Origin of the sequence: Comamonas terrigena NBRC 13299 (assembly GCF_006740045.1) — a bacterium.
GTDB lineage: Bacteria > Pseudomonadota > Gammaproteobacteria > Burkholderiales > Burkholderiaceae_C > Comamonas > Comamonas terrigena.
In genome coordinates this window covers 4,073,352-4,091,124 of sequence record NZ_AP019749.1, presented here as the reverse complement: position 1 = coordinate 4,091,124, position 17,773 = coordinate 4,073,352, and the positions used below count along the sequence as shown (strand labels likewise).

14 protein-coding genes are annotated in these 17,773 nt (G+C 52.8%); 12 read left to right on the top strand and 2 right to left on the bottom strand.

What is annotated here, in order from left to right:
- Positions 1-3: 3 nt before the first annotated feature.
- From CT3_RS18500 to CT3_RS18475, 6 genes are all read left to right on the top strand, one after another.
- On the top strand, positions 4-1,128 hold the full coding sequence (locus CT3_RS18500) for a DegT/DnrJ/EryC1/StrS family aminotransferase (RefSeq protein WP_083520606.1): 1,125 nt from the start codon (positions 4-6) through the stop codon (positions 1,126-1,128).
- A 4-nt stretch (positions 1,129-1,132) separates the two neighbouring features.
- Positions 1,133-2,521 (top strand): lipopolysaccharide biosynthesis protein, encoded by a 1,389-nt coding sequence (locus CT3_RS18495; RefSeq protein WP_127446161.1) that lies wholly within the window; start codon positions 1,133-1,135, stop codon positions 2,519-2,521.
- Positions 2,522-2,536: 15 nt separating this feature from the next.
- Positions 2,537-3,544 (top strand): polysaccharide biosynthesis protein, encoded by a 1,008-nt coding sequence (locus CT3_RS18490; protein WP_066540951.1) that lies wholly within the window; start codon positions 2,537-2,539, stop codon positions 3,542-3,544.
- 14 nt (positions 3,545-3,558) lie between these two features.
- Positions 3,559-4,707 (top strand): glycosyltransferase family 2 protein, encoded by a 1,149-nt coding sequence (locus CT3_RS18485; RefSeq protein ID WP_172591765.1) that lies wholly within the window; start codon positions 3,559-3,561, stop codon positions 4,705-4,707.
- A gap of 306 nt (positions 4,708-5,013) precedes the next feature.
- Positions 5,014-5,967 (top strand): hypothetical protein, encoded by a 954-nt coding sequence (locus tag CT3_RS18480; RefSeq protein ID WP_127446160.1) that lies wholly within the window; start codon positions 5,014-5,016, stop codon positions 5,965-5,967.
- Positions 5,936-7,039: a glycosyltransferase gene (locus CT3_RS18475; RefSeq protein ID WP_083520604.1), complete on the top strand. Its 1,104-nt coding sequence runs from the start codon at positions 5,936-5,938 to the stop codon at positions 7,037-7,039. Before CT3_RS18480 ends, CT3_RS18475 begins: the two co-directional genes overlap by 32 nt.
- Before the next feature lie 948 nt (positions 7,040-7,987).
- On the opposite strand, the gene CT3_RS18470 is transcribed toward CT3_RS18475, so the two are convergent.
- On the bottom strand, positions 7,988-8,887 hold the full coding sequence (locus CT3_RS18470) for a glycosyltransferase (protein ID WP_083520603.1): 900 nt from the start codon (positions 8,885-8,887) through the stop codon (positions 7,988-7,990).
- On the bottom strand, positions 8,877-10,001 hold the full coding sequence (locus CT3_RS18465; protein WP_066540946.1) for an MraY family glycosyltransferase: 1,125 nt from the start codon (positions 9,999-10,001) through the stop codon (positions 8,877-8,879). Before CT3_RS18465 ends, CT3_RS18470 begins: the two co-directional genes overlap by 11 nt.
- A gap of 151 nt (positions 10,002-10,152) precedes the next feature.
- Between CT3_RS18465 and argB the strand changes: the two genes are divergently transcribed.
- From argB to CT3_RS18435, 6 genes are all read left to right on the top strand, one after another.
- Positions 10,153-11,046 carry an acetylglutamate kinase gene (argB, locus tag CT3_RS18460; RefSeq protein WP_066540944.1) on the top strand — a complete coding sequence of 298 codons (894 nt, stop codon included), beginning with the start codon at positions 10,153-10,155 and terminating at the stop codon, positions 11,044-11,046.
- A 336-nt stretch (positions 11,047-11,382) separates the two neighbouring features.
- Positions 11,383-12,105, top strand: coding sequence for a response regulator transcription factor (locus CT3_RS18455; protein WP_066541524.1), 723 nt, complete (start codon positions 11,383-11,385; stop codon positions 12,103-12,105).
- Positions 12,106-12,466: 361 nt separating this feature from the next.
- Positions 12,467-13,900 (top strand): sensor histidine kinase, encoded by a 1,434-nt coding sequence (locus tag CT3_RS18450; RefSeq protein WP_066541523.1) that lies wholly within the window; start codon positions 12,467-12,469, stop codon positions 13,898-13,900.
- Positions 13,901-14,293: 393 nt separating this feature from the next.
- On the top strand, positions 14,294-14,974 hold the full coding sequence (gene slmA / locus CT3_RS18445; RefSeq protein ID WP_066540943.1) for a nucleoid occlusion factor SlmA: 681 nt from the start codon (positions 14,294-14,296) through the stop codon (positions 14,972-14,974).
- Positions 14,975-15,207: 233 nt separating this feature from the next.
- On the top strand, positions 15,208-15,900 hold the full coding sequence (locus CT3_RS18440; protein WP_083520602.1) for a TetR/AcrR family transcriptional regulator: 693 nt from the start codon (positions 15,208-15,210) through the stop codon (positions 15,898-15,900).
- Between the two features lie 49 nt (positions 15,901-15,949).
- Positions 15,950-17,746, top strand: coding sequence for an acyl-CoA dehydrogenase C-terminal domain-containing protein (locus CT3_RS18435; RefSeq protein WP_066540941.1), 1,797 nt, complete (start codon positions 15,950-15,952; stop codon positions 17,744-17,746).
- The last annotated feature ends 27 nt before the right edge of the window (positions 17,747-17,773 follow it).

The window sequence follows — 17,773 nt, the reverse complement described above, 5'->3', positions numbered from 1 at the left end:
TCTATGAGCGTACAAGAGAGTTTGATTCCTCTGTTCTATCCTGTCAGGCTCCCCGAAATGGAGAGTGCCGCTGTCGATGTGATAAGGTCTGGGCAAATTGCAGCCGGCCCCAAGGTCGATGCATTCGAGAAAAAATTCCAAGAATACTCCGGATGCACAAATATCGTTAGTACAAATGATATGACGAGTGCTTTGATCATTGCACTTAAGTTGGCGGGAGTGAACGCAGGTGATGAAGTTGCGACGTTGGCGTTTTCTTGCCTTTCTTCAAACTCTCCCATAGCCGTCATTGGCGCTCAGGCCAAATGGATCGATATCGATCCACAGAATATCTCCATGTGCCCAAGGGATTTGGAGAAAAAGATTTCATCCAAAACCAAGGCTGTTCTGCTCTATCACATTGCAGGCTATCCAGCAAAAGTTGACGAAATTTCTGCGATCTGCCGGGCAGCAAATATTCCGTTGATCGAGGATTGTAATAATGCACTGGGTGCAATGTTCAATGATCAGCAGATAGGTACGTTTGGCGATTTTTCGGTGTTTTCGTTTTATCCAAACAGACAGATCAATGGATTGGATGGTGGTGCCCTATATTGCGCGGATGCGGGGCAGGCACGGCAAGCGAAAAAACTGCGACGTTTTGGGGTTGATTTTTCAACCTTTAGAGATTCCCGTGGAGAAATCAATCCTGATTCGGATGTTGAATGTATTGGATATTCCGCCTCTTTCAGTCAATTGAATGCCGCAGTTGCACTCTCTCAATTCCCAACCGTTTCTTCGCGTCAAGCAAAGGTGCGGGAAAATGCCAGGAAATTGACAGAACGACTGAGCCATCTCAAAGATATCCAGCCAATTCCAGTGGTAGAAAATGGAATCTCAGCATACTGGGGGATGCTGGTCTATGCCGAGCATCGTGATGCCATTTTGATGAAATTGAAATCCAATGGAGTGTTGGCATCAATAATGCATCAGCGCAATGATGTTTATACCGGATTTAATCAAATTAATGATTCCCTCCTTGGAACAGATTTCGTGATGGATAAAATCATGGCCTTGCCGTGCGGCTGGTGGTTGAATGATGAAAACATAGAGAAGATCGCGGAAACATTAGAGTCAGCAATTAATTGAATTCGTGATAAAACAAAAAATCAACGCACTACTAAAATCAGCAAATATTCTTGATTTATTAATGTTGTACATTAGTAAATCAGGTGCGATTGTGGTCGGTGTATTCATACTGCCTTGGTACCAGCAGCTTTTGGGGGCATCGGCATTTGGATGGGTTGCATTGATTTTTTCTCTGCAAACATTTTTGATTATGCTGGATTTGGGCGTATCAACGATTGTTGGGCGGGACATCGCAGCCAGTGAAAATGCAGAATCTCCCAAGCTCATCTGGCGGGCGGGAGAATGGGTTCTGCATTCGCTGTATTTGATATTATTTTTTCTTAGCAGTGTTGCTTATATATTTTTCGATTTTTATTTATCTTTCTTGCAAGTGACATTGTGTCTGATTTTTTTCTGGTCGCTTACTGTTCAGAATGCAGGCCAGTCGGTGTTGCTGGCTCGAAAAGAGTATCGTATCGCAGCGCTGATCCAAGCAGCCGGAGTCCTGGCTCGGGCCATTGCCACGCTGGCTGCACTGTATTACTACAAGGCAGACATCAATACTTTTCTTTTTGTCCAAGTATTGTTTGCAATCGCTCAAATGTGTATCACATCCGCAGCTTGCCGGAAGATCTTGCATGAATCCATTGTTGGCATTGATGTGGAAAAAATAACATCGGTCGCCAAGAGTATTTTCATGAAAGGGCGACCGCTCGTTTTCTTTGGTATTTCAGGAGCGGCGGTTCTACAGTTGGACAAAATCATCATTGGATCATTTTCAAAGCCAGAACTTCTTGCTTCATACTATTTAGCTATGACGTTGTGCCTTGTTCCTGTCAGCGTTCTGGCAGGACCTGTAGCACAGTATTTTCAGCCAAAAATCATTAGAAGTTTCATTTCGAAAGATATTCTTCTGTCGGAGCAGCAGATAAAATCCATGCTCACAATCCTTATCGGAGTTGTGGCACTGCCTTCGGCTATTCTGTGGATAAATAGAGAGATAATAATCCATGCGTGGCTGCATGGGCAGCCCAATTCCGCCGAAGTGGCTCACTATGCCGGAGTCTTGCTGCCTGGAATCGCATTGGGTGCCCTGGGCTATGTCCCATATACTTTATTGGTGGCGGGACAAGATTACAGAGCGCAGGCGCTCATGTCCGTTTTCATGACCGTTTGCACGCTTGCCGCGGTGACTTTCTTTGCCAGAACAAATAACATCTTGGCGATTTGCTGGGCGTATACGCTTTACCATAGCATTTCCATGCTTATTTCTTGGGCCAGAGTTTTTTATTTAAAAGCAGAATTGAACATCCCTTATGCAGCGCGTGCCGCTGCATATGCTTTTTTCCTGGTTTTTTCCGTTGTTGTTGTCTTGTCTGCAATAGCATTGGGAAAAAATATCTATTACTCGTGAAATTATCGGTCTAATATGCTAAAAGATAAAGTTCTAATGATCACTGGTGGTACAGGGTCATTTGGGAATACGGTTCTCAATCGATTCCTGAATACGGATATCAAAGAAATTGTAATATTCAGTCGCGATGAAAAAAAGCAAGAGGATATGCGTATTGCACTGAATAATCCAAAAGTAAGATTTCATATTGGAGACGTGAGAAATTACGAGAGCATTTCACGTGCAATGGTTGGTGTCGACTATGTGTTCCATGCCGCCGCATTGAAGCAAGTTCCATCTTGTGAATTTTTCCCCATGGAGGCTGTACATACCAATGTCACAGGAACCGAGAATGTTCTGAATGCAGCCATTGATCGGGGAGTTAAACGTGTTGTTGTGCTGAGCACTGACAAAGCAGTCTATCCTATCAACGCCATGGGGATTTCAAAAGCCATGGCTGAGAAACTTGTGATCGCAAAATCTCGTACGGTCCCGGATGGCGGAACTGTATTTTGTGCAACCCGCTACGGGAACGTTATGGCATCCAGGGGATCGGTCATACCGCTCTTTGTTGAGAAGCTGAAGGCAGGAATGCCGTTGACCATCACAGATCCTGAGATGACCCGCTTCCTGATGTCACTGGAGGACTCTGTGGATCTGGTGTTGCACGCATTTGAGCATGGACGACAAGGCGACATCTTTGTGCAGAAGGCTCCTGCATCCACTATTGCTGACCTGGCGCAGGCGATTCAAGAGCTTTTTAATTCCTCCGTACCAATTAAAATTATTGGAACTCGCCATGGGGAAAAGCTCTATGAGACTTTGGTTTCCAGAGAGGAAATGGCAAAGTCTGAAGATATGGGGAAATATTACAGAGTCCCTGCGGATAATAGAGATCTGAATTATGACAAATTCATTTTGTTTGGCAAACCTGAAGCCAATGAAGTGGATGACTACACATCTCACAATACAGAGAGATTGACGGTTCATAAAATTAAAGAGCTATTGATGAAGCTTTCTTATATCAATGAAGAATTAAAATAATTGAAATGGCTGTCATGAATCCTTCGCTTTCAGTAATCATCCCAACCAGAAATAGACATGAATATTTGATTCCTGTCGTTAAGACGTTGGTGGAGCAGACTAATGCAGAAATTATTATTTGCGACAACAGCGATAATAAGCTGGCAGATGAGTCCGTAGATGAATTTATCCATGCTGGAAGGGTAATCTATCAGCATACGACAGAGAAATTGAGTGTTGTCGGTAATTTCAAGATGGCTCTTGATATGTCGTCAGGGGATTATTTGATATTCCTTGGGGACGACGATTGTGTTGGCCCTGGTATCGAGGACATTGTGCAATGGGCAAAGAACCACGATGTTGAGGCAGTAATTTCTTATAAACAGCGATTCATTGCCAATTATTTTTGGCCCAAGATAAAGTCGAAATATTTTGGTGATGGGTATGCGGGGAAGCTTTTTCTGCGAAGTTACTCCGGTGGCATCGAAAAAATCAATGGAAAATCTGCAATTGCTTCCGTGCTCAAAAAACCAGGAACCGGGCTCGGTAGCATGGTTCGCGCATACCATGGAGTGATCAGTCGATCCTTGGTACAACGGGTCATAGAAAAATATGGCCATCTGTTTGGTGGTGTAAGCCCGGATATTTTTAGTGCCACCCTGCTGTCTTATGAGGTAAAAAAAGCCTGTGCAGTGGATTATCCTTTTGTCATACCAGGCGCATCTCCCAAAAGCACGGCGGGGGAAGGAGCGGCCCGAGAGGATACGGATGCCTTGCACGAGCGTGACCATATCAAACGCTTCGGTCCCAGCTTGCGATGGGATGAGCGCATACCTGCATTTTATGCCCCGCATACTGTGTGGGCATACTCCCAACTCAAGGCGCTTGAAGAGATAAATGATCCGCTGTATACGTTCGATTTCCCCGGGCTTTATGTGCGCTGTGCCATTCATTATCCAGAGCATTGGGGGCAAATTAAGATTGCATTCCAGAAATGGAAATCTGCCGGTGGTAAAGGAGCGGTTGTCCGTATCTTGAATTCATTGCTTGACGAAATGTCCTCGCAAGTGAAGCGCATTTACTATAGATTTTTCTCTTCTCCACGTGAGCACGCAGATATCACTGATATTGGAGAGGCATATAAAGTACTCTTCAAGATATCTGGGGACTGGAAAAATAAATAAATCCAATGCTTATAAAATGAGCGCGAAGTGGATTGATTATATAAAGTATATCTGTAGATAATATAATGATACTTCCATTATTTTTTTGTTTATTATTTTTTCCTTCGCTGCTCATGGTTTCGCTGGGGCAAAGCTCTCTGGCATCGGGATTGCTCCTGTCAATTTTGATTGTATATTTCCTTGGTTTTTTTTACATCTCTTCGAATATTTCCTCAAGAAAAAAGATAAATTTTAAAAAAATAATATTTTTCGTTTGTTTTTTTTATTTTTTTACTGTTGCATTTCTCTTTGAACAATATTAGAGATGTGCCGCTTGACATCGGTCGATTTATTTGGAGTTATGTTGCGCTGATGTTTTTTGCGATCGGTTGTTTCATTTTTCATTCAGTTATTTCTGAACTGCAAGATGACAAACTGTCAAAAATTATCAGGGCAATACTTTTCTTTATGCTCATGAATGCCATCTGTGGTGTTCTGGGTATAAAAATGTTCCCGCATATGTCACACAAGCCCGTGGGTGTTTTTTCCGAGCCATCCCACTTCGCTTTGGCATTGGCGCCATTTATTATTTATAGTTGTGTGATCAAGGACCGGTGGTACAAGTTCTTTTTGTTTGTTTTTTTTGTATTTGCAGTACTGGTTCAGAATCTGACCACCATGATAGTCATTATTCTCTCGTTGAGTCTCATCACACGAGTTAGGTTAAAGACATTCGTTCCAATATTTATTGCAATATGTATTGCAGTATTATTTTTCGCCAAAAGTCAGTATTTCACGGATAGATTTTCTATCTCCGCGGAGTCTGATAATATTTCAGTCGTTGTGTTACTGCGGGGTTGGGAGATGGCTCTGCTGGCTTTTCGTGAGTCTGGGTTGTGGGGCGGAGGATTTCAGCAATTTGGCATGCTGGGGTTGGGTGGTGAACTATCGGATAAATTGGCGGCGTTGAAATTAAGTGATCAAAACCTCTATGACGGAGGCAGCAGCGCGGCGAAAATCATAGGTGAGTTGGGTGTTTGGGGATTCGCTGGATTATTTTTTTATTTACTGCTATGCATGCGGTGTATCGTATTTTTACGACATGGGGATAACCCGAAAAAAGCGATAGATATATTTTTCGCGGCATGCGTCTTGGCGTTGCTGATTGAACTTTTCGTCAGAGGTGTAGGGTACTTTTCAACAGGATTTTTTCTTGCAACAACCGCAGTTATCGGATTAGATTTCCGAAATGCAATCAAGTGCCAAAAAAATGAAGCGTAAACACCTCGTCATTTCTGCTGTCAATCTGGTTGAGGGCGGAACTCTTACGGTATTGAGAGATTGTCTGGCTTCTGCACGTCGAGATTTATCTGCAGACTGGGATATTACCGCTATTGTACATAAGTCAGATTTGATAGGTATTGAAGGTATCAATTATATTGAACGGCCTGAGATAAAAAAATCTTGGTTTCGAAGAATTTTATTTGAATACGTTGAATCAAAGAAAATAGCTGAAGATATAAATCCTGACTATTGGCTTGCCATGCATGACATGTCACCGCGTGTCGGTAATGTGCGGCAATCGGTATATTGCCATAATGCAATGTGCTTTTATTCAATGTCTTGGAAAGAGATGTTTTATGAGCCGAAGCTGATTTTATTTTCTTGGTTGTATGGATTGTTTTACAGAATAAATATTCACTCCAATGAGTGTGTGATTGTTCAGCAAGAATGGGTTCGAAATGAATTTTTTGCAAAATTCAATCTTAAAAGAATCGTCGTTGCACATCCCCTGCATGAAAATAAAAGCAATGTACTGCTGAAAAAGAGTGGGGTTAGATTTTTCTATCCATCATTTCCCAGAGCGTTCAAGAATTTTGAGACACTGCTGAGTGCCTGGGAAATCATAGAGAAAACTGATGCTTTGGATTTACATTTGACCGTAACACTGAACGGAAATGAAAATAGATATTCGCGCCATTTGGTAAAAAAATTTCAGCATCTGCAATCAGTAGATTTTGTGGGAATAATTCCCAAGAGCGAGATGCAAGAGAAATATAAAAATGTGGACTGTGTGATATTTCCCTCTTTGCTGGAGACTTGGGGTTTGCCTCTGAGTGAAGCCAAAGAGCATGGCCTTGCCATCATTGCAGCTGATTTACCCTATGCACATGAAGCGATTGGTTCATATGACGCGGCTTCATTTTATTCGGCGAAAAATGCAAATGAACTGGCAGAAAAAATAATCGCATTTTCAAAAGGCGAATTGCATTTCGAAAAGATAATTTCAAAAGATGCCCAACAGCCTTTCAAAAATAATTGGAAAGATTTGCTTTCATATATCGTGAATTAATTTGGATGCGGTGTGCTTGGTAAATCAGCTTGAAGCCATGGTTTACCGAAGCCCAAGCGTGGCGATGCCATCACCGACAGTCTATGCGTCCTGCGCTTGCACCGGAGGAGCACGACTGCCCAAGCCCAAAGTGCAGCCCATGGCCATTGACTTCAGACGTCCTGGGCTCCGCCTACTTGGCTCGTTGCTGGATGCAATGCATGCTGCTGGTGCCCATCGGACAACGCAGCAGGCGGACACCTGTGTCGGTGGTCCACGGCGCAGACATGTGGCGATGCCCGCTTCCGGTTCACAACGGCATTGGTTTTTCGCCGCTGTGCACCCTTCTTGGGTGATTCTGGTGGCCGTCGGCCACAAGCGCTGTCGCTGTGCCGCTCTGCAGAGGGGGCAGGGAAATATGCCTGTGATGGTGCTATCCCATGGAGACTCGCTGGCGTTGTTGCAGGTGTAATGCAGGCAAGGCCCTTCTGCGTGTGCGTGTGGGCAACAATGTGAGTCTGCATTGCACTTGGCAATTCGCATCGGGTTCTTGCGTTCCCAGTTGCCTTTGCTCTGGGGCATCATGCCCATGAAGCCAGACGCTGTGGGGCGGGTAAGCCACCAGTCCCCCCAGGGAGCATGGTCTGCGGAAAGCCGGCGCAGGCCAACGCCGCGAGGCCAGGCGAGCAAGGACCGCATATATCCGGGGAACCTCGCACAGCCACGCCGAACAGGATTTGGTTGATCCGGCTGAGCTGACAGCCGCTGCATCTGCGTCAACCTGTGCTGGCTGGCCACGGACAGATTGACGCGGTCTTGCCAGACTGGGGCAGCAAACACCGCTCTGTATGCTATCCCACGGATAGGGGTCATAGCGCGCAGGGCTGGGCGTTGCGCGCCGTCCAGGCCTATCTGTAGCCAAACACCGGGCGACAAAACAACGGCTGGCAAGGTCCAGAAATGTATTTTTTAATAGATGCCAATGACTGCACAGAATGCAAGAAAAAAAGCCTCAACAGGTTTTCTTCTAGTCTGATTGAAGTTCTTGAGAAAAAATGCAACATTTCCCCCGCCTGACTCCACAATTCCAGGAGGGGTGGGGAGTTTTTGTCGGTGGATCAGCTTTGATATTTTCAGAACTTCTGCTCTGAAATTCTTGTTCTTAATTCTTTTTATTCTATTGATTTTTTGTTTTATCCCTTTGTTGGCACCCAGCTCGTTGCTGCCGTGCTGGCGATAAAACATGGAAGAATTTTCATCGATCAACCAGGTAAATCCGGATGCTCGATACCAGGCATAGATCAACCAGTCATGGTGTGTGATGGCTGAGATTTCTTTTTGATTTTTTTTATAAAATTCTTTGAATTGGGTGAAATTTTCTGTCCGAAATAGATAAGTGCACCCTGGACCAGCTGCTTCAAAAAAGTGATCCCATTTTTTTTGTGGCTGGGACTTTATGATCTCTTTGGATCTCCCATTTTCCCAGAAGGCCGTCACATTGCTTGAATAAGCATCGGAGTCTGTCTTTTCAATGAGATCTATGCCGCGGGATAATTTGTCCGATTTCCAGCGATCATCTTGATCGGAAAATCCAATAAAGTCGTAATCTGAAAAATCAACATCCTGAATCAATCTGTAAAAATTACGGGCGGCATTTCCATACCGGTTCCCGTAAGGCAAGATGGTGACGTTTCCGCTATCTAAATTATTTAGTATCTTCAGCGTTTGATCACTGGACTTGTCCACGCTGATGAATATGTGAACGGATACGCATGTCTGGGCCAATATGCTATCCAGCTGCTCTGCTATATATCTTTCGCCGTTGTAGGCAGCCAATAGAATCGCAACCTTTTTCATTTCACTTTTCATTCTTGTTCTTTGGAATCCAGCGGAAAAAAGCCAATTTGCTGTACATCAGTAGATAGATAATGAGGCTAAATAGCAAGGCCGCGAGTGTGAGCCATTTGTTGGTATGAAAGATAACTGCGGACACGCAGGGCAACAGTGCATAACACCACAAAAAAGGTGAAGTCAGGCCATTTTGGGCAGTTTTGGAAAAGGTCGGGAATATTTTCTTGGCCCATCGTTTGTTGGCCAAGGTGTGCAAGTGAACTGCATCCGGCTGTGTGGCCGATGCATCCTCGCGCAAGAATTTTCTTCGGTAAATGCTGAAGCCGACTTCAATGATGGGATATGAGCAGATAAGCAAACTGGTCCAGGGAGAGATGCTTGAATTGCGTTCCGGTAAGAGCACGGCAATCCAGGCAAGCGTGAACCCCAGAAAATAGGCGCCACCATCTCCTAGAAATAGCTTTCCGCGCGGCCAATTAACAAGGAAGAACCCCATTACAGCGCCGGATATGATCATGCACGTAAAAGCTAATGGAATGTCTCCGACATGGCGAGAGATAATTCCGAATGCGGCCAGCATGATCAATGCGGTTCCGGCCGTCAACCCATTGAATCCATCGATGATATTGATGGAATTTGCTACGCCACCAACGGCAAAAGCAGTGAATATGACTGAAAACACTGTGAAGCCCAGTATGAAATCCAGTCCTGGAATATCTACATGCGTAATGGCAGTGCCTGTAATTCCCCAGCCGAGCACGCCAGATGCCATGGTGGCAAGCAGGCGGGTTTTGACAGATACCTTTTTGGTGACATCTTCGAGCAAGCCAAAAAGAAAAGCGGGCATGCCCGCTAACAAAATGGTGCTGAGGATGGCACGTTTTTCTGCGGCAGCAATACCATGGCTAGAGGCCGCAAAACCTGCAAGAACCCCTACGGCGATGCCTATGCCCCCTATGCGTGGAGTGGGGGAGGTATGCATTTTTTGAATGCCACTGTTGTGGTCCATTGAAAAACTGCCGTGCCAATTTTTGGTAAAAACGAGAAGAAGACTGGTGATAAGAGATGCAACCCCTGCAATGAAAGCATCGTATCTAAACAGTTCTGTAAAAAATAAAGGAGTATTGGGCATGCGTAGGAGTGGATATCTATCCAGTGGACAGTCTTTGTTCTATCTTATGTGTCTCTGAATCTTGCCGGTTACGAAATGCAGTTGGTGCAGTTACGGCACAATGCGAAGATTCATTTCTTGTATTGTCCCACGTGACGCGTAACTGATTGCCATGACCGACTCCATCTCCCACATCGCCCCCCGCGACAAAGCCGAAATCCTTGCCCAGGCGCTGCCCTACATCCGCAAGTTCCATGGCAAGACCATGGTCATCAAGTATGGCGGCAACGCCATGACCGATCCTGCCCTGCAGGCGGACTTTGCGGAAGATGTGGTGTTGCTGAAGTTGGTGGGTATCAATCCGGTGGTGGTGCACGGTGGGGGGCCCCAGATCGAGACCGCGTTGAACCGATTGGGCAAGAAGGGCGAGTTCATCCAGGGCATGCGTGTGACAGACGCAGAGACCATGGAGGTGGTGGAGTGGGTGCTGGCCGGCGAGGTGCAGCAGGACATCGTGGGCCTGATTCACCAGGCTGGTGGCAAGGCCGTGGGTCTGACGGGGCGTGATGGTGGTCTGATCCGCGCCAAGAAGCTGAAGATGGTGGACAACAAGGACCCAAGCGTGGAGTACGACGTGGGCCAAGTGGGCGATATCGTGGCCATCGACCCCAGCGTGGTCAAGGCACTGCAGGACGATGCCTTCATTCCTGTCATCAGCCCCATCGGCTTCGGTGAAGAAAACGAAAGCTACAACATCAACGCCGACGTGGTGGCCAGCAAGCTGGCCACCGTGCTGCAGGCAGAAAAGCTGGTGCTGCTGACCAACACCCCCGGCGTGCTGGACAAGGCCGGCAACCTGCTGACCGACCTGACGGCGCGCGAGATCGACGGCCTGTTTGCCGACGGCACCATCTCCGGCGGCATGCTGCCCAAGATCAGCGGCGCGTTGGATGCCGCCAAGGCCGGGGTGAACGCGGTGCACATCATCGATGGCCGCGTGCCGCACTCGATGCTGCTGGAAATCCTGACCGATCAGGCTTATGGCACCATGATTCGCAGCCATTGAGCGCGGGCTTGCGCTGTGCCGCAAGCTGCCATCTTGGAAACGCCTGCCCGTGCAGTTGAGCTGCGCCGGCAGGCGTTTTTCGTGGAGCATGCGGGCTGCAGTGATCGGAAGGATCAGGAAAGCCGCTCTGCAGGTGCAGGGCTGGCCGCGTACACTCGCGCGCTACAGAGTGGGGTTGGCGCTGTTTCGAACCGGAACGAAGCTGCCGACATGGCGCGCCATGGTTGCTTGTTTTACATATGGTTGCTCTTTGGGCGGCCATGCCAGCGCTCCAGGATGCAGCCCAAGCGGTTGCATACCCCGTAGATACAGAGCGACGAGTCAGGAGTGCAGAGCATGCGTTTGCTGTTGGTGGAAGACGATGTGATGGTGGCCAGTGGCATCAAGCTGGGTCTGGCCGACGCGGGCTATGCCGTGGACTGGGTCGGCAGCGGTGAACGGGCACTGGAGGTGCTGGCGGCCGAAACCTTTGATGTGGCGGTGATCGACATCGGCCTGCCCGGCATGGATGGCTTGGAGCTGACGCGCCGGCTGCGCCATAAGGACATGGCCAGCAGCGGCATGCCGGTCCTGATTCTGACGGCACGTGATGCTCTGCAGGACCGTGTGCAAGGGTTGGATCTGGGAGCCGACGACTACATGGTCAAGCCTTTCGAGTTGCCTGAACTGCTGGCCCGGCTGCGTGCGCTGCTGCGCCGCTCTCAGGCGGCCACTTCGGCGGTGTTGAGCTTTGGCCCGCTGGAGCTCGACACGGCCGGGCGCAGCGCCGGCGTGCGCAGCAAGGACCCGGTGCTGGGTGAGCAATTGCTGCCCATCGACCTGGGGCCGCGCGAATGGACGGTACTGGAATATCTGCTGATCCACGCGCCCAAGCCCGCCAGCAAAGACAAGCTGTTGCAGGCACTGACCGGCTGGGACAAGGAAATCACCCCCAATGCGGTGGAAGTTTATGTGTCTCGCCTGCGCGGCAAGCTGGAGCCGCACGGTGTGGCGCTGCGCTCGATTCGCGGCTTTGGCTACCGGCTGGAGCTGGCGGCGGTGGATTCTTCTGCCGCCTGAGGTGGGCTGCTTTCTGCAACGTAGTGCTTTCTGCGCCACCGCCGTGGCGGTGCGGAGTGGGGGCGGCCGGCGTTCATATTGCGCCATGTGGTGGTCGGCGCTTCGCATGGTGGCCGTCGTGGGCGAATCTGCTCCGGCGATCACCGTGGCGATCGGCAAGCCATCCGAAGGCCACCCATCGGCGGCGGCACCCTGTGCATCAAGGAACTCCATGCGATTCAGGTTTGAGGATGGCGCAGCAGGCGCACACACGGCGTTGACCGCGGTTTTTTTGACACGCTTGGCGGCACATGCTCCGGCGTCGCAGGATGCTGCGATATTGACTGTGGTGCTGGAGCACTGAGCCATGGCCCGCGGCACCATGACCACCACCTTGCGCAACCGGCTGCTGCTGCTGCTGGTGCTGCCGGTGTGCGTGCTGGCCGTGGCGGGCAGCTGGTGGGGCTATCGCTCGGCCGAGACTGCGGCCGGCCAGCATGACCAGCGTCTGTTGCGCCTGTTGCCACAACTGGCCGATTCGGTGATGGCACCGGCCATCGGCAAGGACATGGAGCCGTTGATGGCCTTGTCTCCGAGCATCGACGACTTTGTGCGCAACCGCAGCGGCATCACGGGCTTCGCCGTGGCCGACCTGGACGGCCATGTGCTGGCGGGCGACCCGTGGATCAGTGTGGTCGTGCCCACCACGCCGGCGGCGGAATTTCACAGCCAGGAGTTCGGTGGCATCACCTACCGCGTCGCCGTGCAGCGCTCCATGACGGCGGGTGCCGGTGAAATGGTGGTGGCCCTGGCGGATGGTTCGGACGTGCGCCAGCAGTGGCGCCACCAGTTGCTCACCCATGTGCTGCTGCCTAATATGCTGCTGGTGGTGGTGGCGGCGCTGTTGATCTACTGGTCGGTGCGCAAGGCGTTCAAACCGCTGCTGGACCTGGCTCAGGCGGTGGAAAGCCGTTCACCCCGGGATTTGAGTCCGATTGACGAAACCACCTCGCCCAAGGAAGTCCGGCCGCTGGTGCAGTCGCTCAACCGGCTGTTCGGCTTGGTGCAGGCACAGTCCGAAACCCAGCGCCGCTTTGTGGCCGATGCCGCCCACCAGCTGCGCACACCCCTGGCGGCGCTGCAGGCCCAGGTGGAAGCCTGGGCACTGATGGCCGCCCAGGTGGAACGGCTGGGGCCGGCCTCTGCTGGGGCCGAAGCCGATCAATCGCAGTCCGGCCTGTTTCTGCAGACCGAGCAGATCGAAAAGCTGCGCAACGCCACCCGCCGTACCTCCCAGCTGGCCCACCAGTTGCTGGCCCTGTCGCGCGCCGATGCGCGGCATGTGCAGTCCCAGGCACACGAGCGGGTGGATTTGAAGGAGCTGTGCGAAAACCTGCTGGAAGCCTTCTGGGACAGCGCTGCAGCCAAGCAGATCGACCTGGGCTTGGAGGTGGAGGCCGTGTACATCAGCGGTCAGGCCTGGCTGCTGCGTGAGCTGCTCTCCAATCTGGTGGACAACGCCATCAAATACACGCCCTCGGGCGGGCAGGTCACGCTGCGCTGTGGGCGCCGTCGCTTGGGCGGGCGCCAGCCGCAGGCCTTTCTGCAGGTGGAGGACGATGGGCCGGGCGTGCCTCTGGGCGAAACCGGGCGCATTCTGGAGCGGTTTTACCGTTTACCGGGCTCGGTGGGCGAAGGCTCGGGCCTGGGTCTGGCCATTGCACACGAAATTGCCCAGGGCCACCATGCCGCGCTGCGGCTGACGCCGGGGGCCGGCCAGCAGGGGCTGCAAGTTACCCTGGTGTTTCCAGAGTAAGAATTTCAATATTTCCTCATGCCCTCGCGGCATCTACGGGCTGCTACACTTTTTATCTGTCCCCAATGGTTGTTACGACGGGGAATGGTCGGCTGTGACCGCTGTGCACGGGAATTGCATGTCCGCCGGGGCAGCGTTGGCCGTGCGCAGCTGGTGTCTTTGGACACCTGGTGTCGGCTGGTTGCATGGATTCGGAATGCGGCATATGGCGTGCTTTTGCAAGCGCTGTCTCTGTGCCGGCAGGCTGGAGTCCATGGTCTCGTGGGGTACCGATGGCTCTGTGCGCAGTGCAAGGAGACATGGTGCCCTAAACGAAATTGGCGAGTCATGACAAGCGGTTACTTTTGAAAAGTGCTGTGCGAGAATGACTGCGTTGTTACATTTAAATGCCTTATGTCAGTGTCTGAAGTGATTTGCCCGCCCGCCGAAACCGAAGAGCCTGTGGCCGTTGCCGCTGATACCACGCGTACGCGCAAACGTCCCAAGCCAGGCGAGCGCCGCGAGCAGATCCTGCAGGCCCTGGCGGCCATGCTGGAAAAGCCCGGTGCAGACCGCATCACCACCGCCGCGCTGGCTGCCAGCCTGTCGGTGAGCGAAGCGGCGCTCTACCGCCATTTCGCCAGCAAGGCTCAGATGTTTGAAGGCCTGATCGAGTTCATCGAGCAGTCGGTCTTTGCCCTGGTACAACAGATCGTCACCCGCGAAGTGGAAGAGGGCACGGTGACGCCCGAAGACGGTGCCCGCCGCGCTGCCCGCGCCGTGGGGGTTGTGCTGCAGTTTGCCGAACGCAACCCCGGCATGGTGCGCGTGATGGTGGGCGACGCCATCCTGTTCGAGCACGAGCGCCTGCAGACCCGCATGAACCAGTTCTTCGATCGCATCGAATCCACGCTGCGCCAGTGCCTGCGTCCGGCTGCCGACGCCCTGGGCTCTGCCACCCCGACGGTGGATGCCAATGTGGCCGCCAGTGTGCTGACCGCCTTCATGCTGGGCCGCATGCAGCGCTTTGCGCGCACGGGCTTCCGCCGCCTGCCTACCGAACACCTGGACGCCAGCCTGGCCATGCTGATCTAAGGCGTTCCGCTTGTACAAGCGCGGTCTGGAGGCAGCGCCTGGCCTTCGTCCGCGTGCTGGGACGGGGGCTTTTTTCGTAGAGGAGTGGGGCTTTCCTCTGCCCCCAGCCGCCGACTTTCTGTCGGGTAAACGCGACAGTCTGCGGATCCAGGGTTTGAGTGTTTACCCTTGGTCAGCTTTTCGAAAGCCGGAAGTTTGCGCAAAATAGAACGATCGTTCGTTTTATTTGCGTCATGACAGCTTCCGCGCCCGCTCCCACTTCTGTTTCCGATGACCGCCCGCTCGGCGATCAACCGCTGCCGCCGGTCGCTGGTGCCCGCCCACGCGCCGCCCACAAAGGCCAGCAGACCAAGGCCGCCATCATCGACACCGCGCTCGACATGGCCATGCACATCGGCCTGGAAGGCCTGTCCATCGGGGCACTGGCCCAGGCACTGGGCATGAGCAAGTCGGGTGTGTTCGCCCATTTTGGCTCACGTGAAGAGCTGCAGATCTCTGTGGTGGTCGAATACCACCGCCGCTTCGAGCACGAAGTGTTCTTCACCGCCATCCGCCAGCCGCGCGGTCTGCCGCGCTTGCGCGCGCTGTTTGCCAACTGGATGCAGCGCACCTCCATCGAGCTGGATTCCGGTTGCATCTACATCAGCGGCGCCATTGAATTTGACGAGCGCACCGGCCCGGTGCGCGATGCCCTGGTTGAATCGGTCAGCACCTGGCATGCCGCGCTGCGCCGCGCCATCGTCCAGTGCAAGGAATGCGGCGACCTGCGCGCCGACACCGATGAATCCCAGGTGCTGTTCGAAGTGCATGGCCTGATCCTGGTGCTGCACTACGAAGCGCGCTTCATGCGCCTGCCCGACTCCCTGCCGCGTGCCCAGCGTGGCTTTGACAACATCCTGCAGCGCTACGGCATCACCCAGGCCTGAGCTGCCGCTCCATTCCAGACCCATACCTACATCCCGAGGAGACCGACCCATGCCCAGCTACAACCCGCCCCTGCGCGACATGCAATTCCTGATGCACGAAGTGTTCAAGGTGACTGACGTCTATCAGGCCATGCCCCAGCATGCCGAGGTGGATGCCGACACCATCAATGCGGTGCTGGAAGAAGCGGGCAAGTTCGCTGCCAACGTCACCTTCCCGCTGAACATCAGCGGTGACGAAGAAGGTTGCCACCTGGACAAGACCACGCACGAGGTGACCACGCCCAAGGGCTACAAGGAAGCTTATGCCCAGTTCGTCGAAGGTGGCTGGCCGGCACTGTCGTGCGACACCAAGTACGGGGGCCAAGGCCTGCCCTTTGTGGTGAACTCCGCGCTGTATGAAATGCTCAACAGTGCTAACCAGGCCTGGACCATGTACCCTGGTCTGTCGCACGGCGCCTATGAAGCCTTGCACGCCCACGGTTCTCCCGAACTGCAGGCCAAGTACCTGCCCAAGCTGACCAGCGGTGAATGGACGGGCACCATGTGCCTGACCGAGCCGCATTGCGGCACCGATCTGGGCCTGCTGCGCTCCAAGGCCGAGCCCCAGGCCGACGGCAGCTACAAGATCACCGGCAACAAGATCTTCATCTCCGCCGGCGAGCACGACTTCACCAGCAACATCGTCCACCTGGTGCTGGCCCGCCTGCCCGATGCACCCGCCGGCTCCAAGGGCATCAGCCTGTTCGTGGTGCCCAAGTACCTGGTGAATGCCGACGGCTCGCTGGGTGAGCGCAACGGCATCTACTGCGGCGGCCTGGAGCACAAGATGGGCATCAAGTCCAATGCCACGGCCCAGATCGTGATGGAAGACGCTGTGGGCGAGCTGGTGGGCCAGCCCAACAAGGGCCTGCAAGCCATGTTCGTGATGATGAACGCGGCCCGCCTGGGTGTGGGCAACCAGTCGCTGGGTCTGACCGAAGTGGCGTTCCAGAACGCGCTGGCCTATGCCAAGGACCGCCTGCAGATGCGCAGCCTGTCCGGTACCAAGGCCAAGGACAAGCCGGCTGACCCCATCATCGTGCACCCTGATGTGCGCCGCATGCTGCTGACCGCCAAGGCCTATGCAGAAGGCGGCCGTGCGCTGTCCACTTTCTGCGCACTGCTGATCGACCAGGAACTGAACCACCCCGATGAAAAAGTGCGCAGCGACAGCGCCGATCTGGTGGCCCTGCTGACCCCCATCGTCAAAGCCTTCCTGACCGACAACGGCTGGATCGCCACCACGCAAAGCCAGCAGGTGTTTGGCGGCCATGGCTTCATCAAGGAATGGGGCATGGAGCAGTATGTGCGCGACAACCGCATCAACATGATCTACGAAGGCACGAACGGCGTACAGGCCCTGGACCTGCTGGGCCGCAAGGTGTTGGGCAACCAGGGCGCCTCGCTGAAGAAGTTCGGCAAGCTGATCGCCAAGCTGGTTGAGGAAGAGGGCGTCAACGAAAAGATGAGCGAGTTCATCACCCCCGTGGCCATGCTGGGCGAGCAGATGACCAAGTTCACCACCGAAATCGGCTTCAAGGGCATGCAAAACCCCGACGAAGTGGGCGCTGCCAGCGTGGACTACCTGCGTGTGGCCGGCCACCTGGTGTTCGGCTACCTGTTCGCCCGCATGGCCCAGGTGTCGCTGCGCGCCATCGCCGACGGCAACACCGATCCCTTCTACGTGGCCAAGCTGCAGGTGGCGCGCTTCTACTTCGCCAAACTGTTCCCGGAAACCGCGACGCTGATGCGCACTGCCCGCGCTGGCGGCAAGACTCTGATGGACAGCGACGCTGCACTGGCCTGATGCACTGGGGAGGCCGCTCTGCAACAC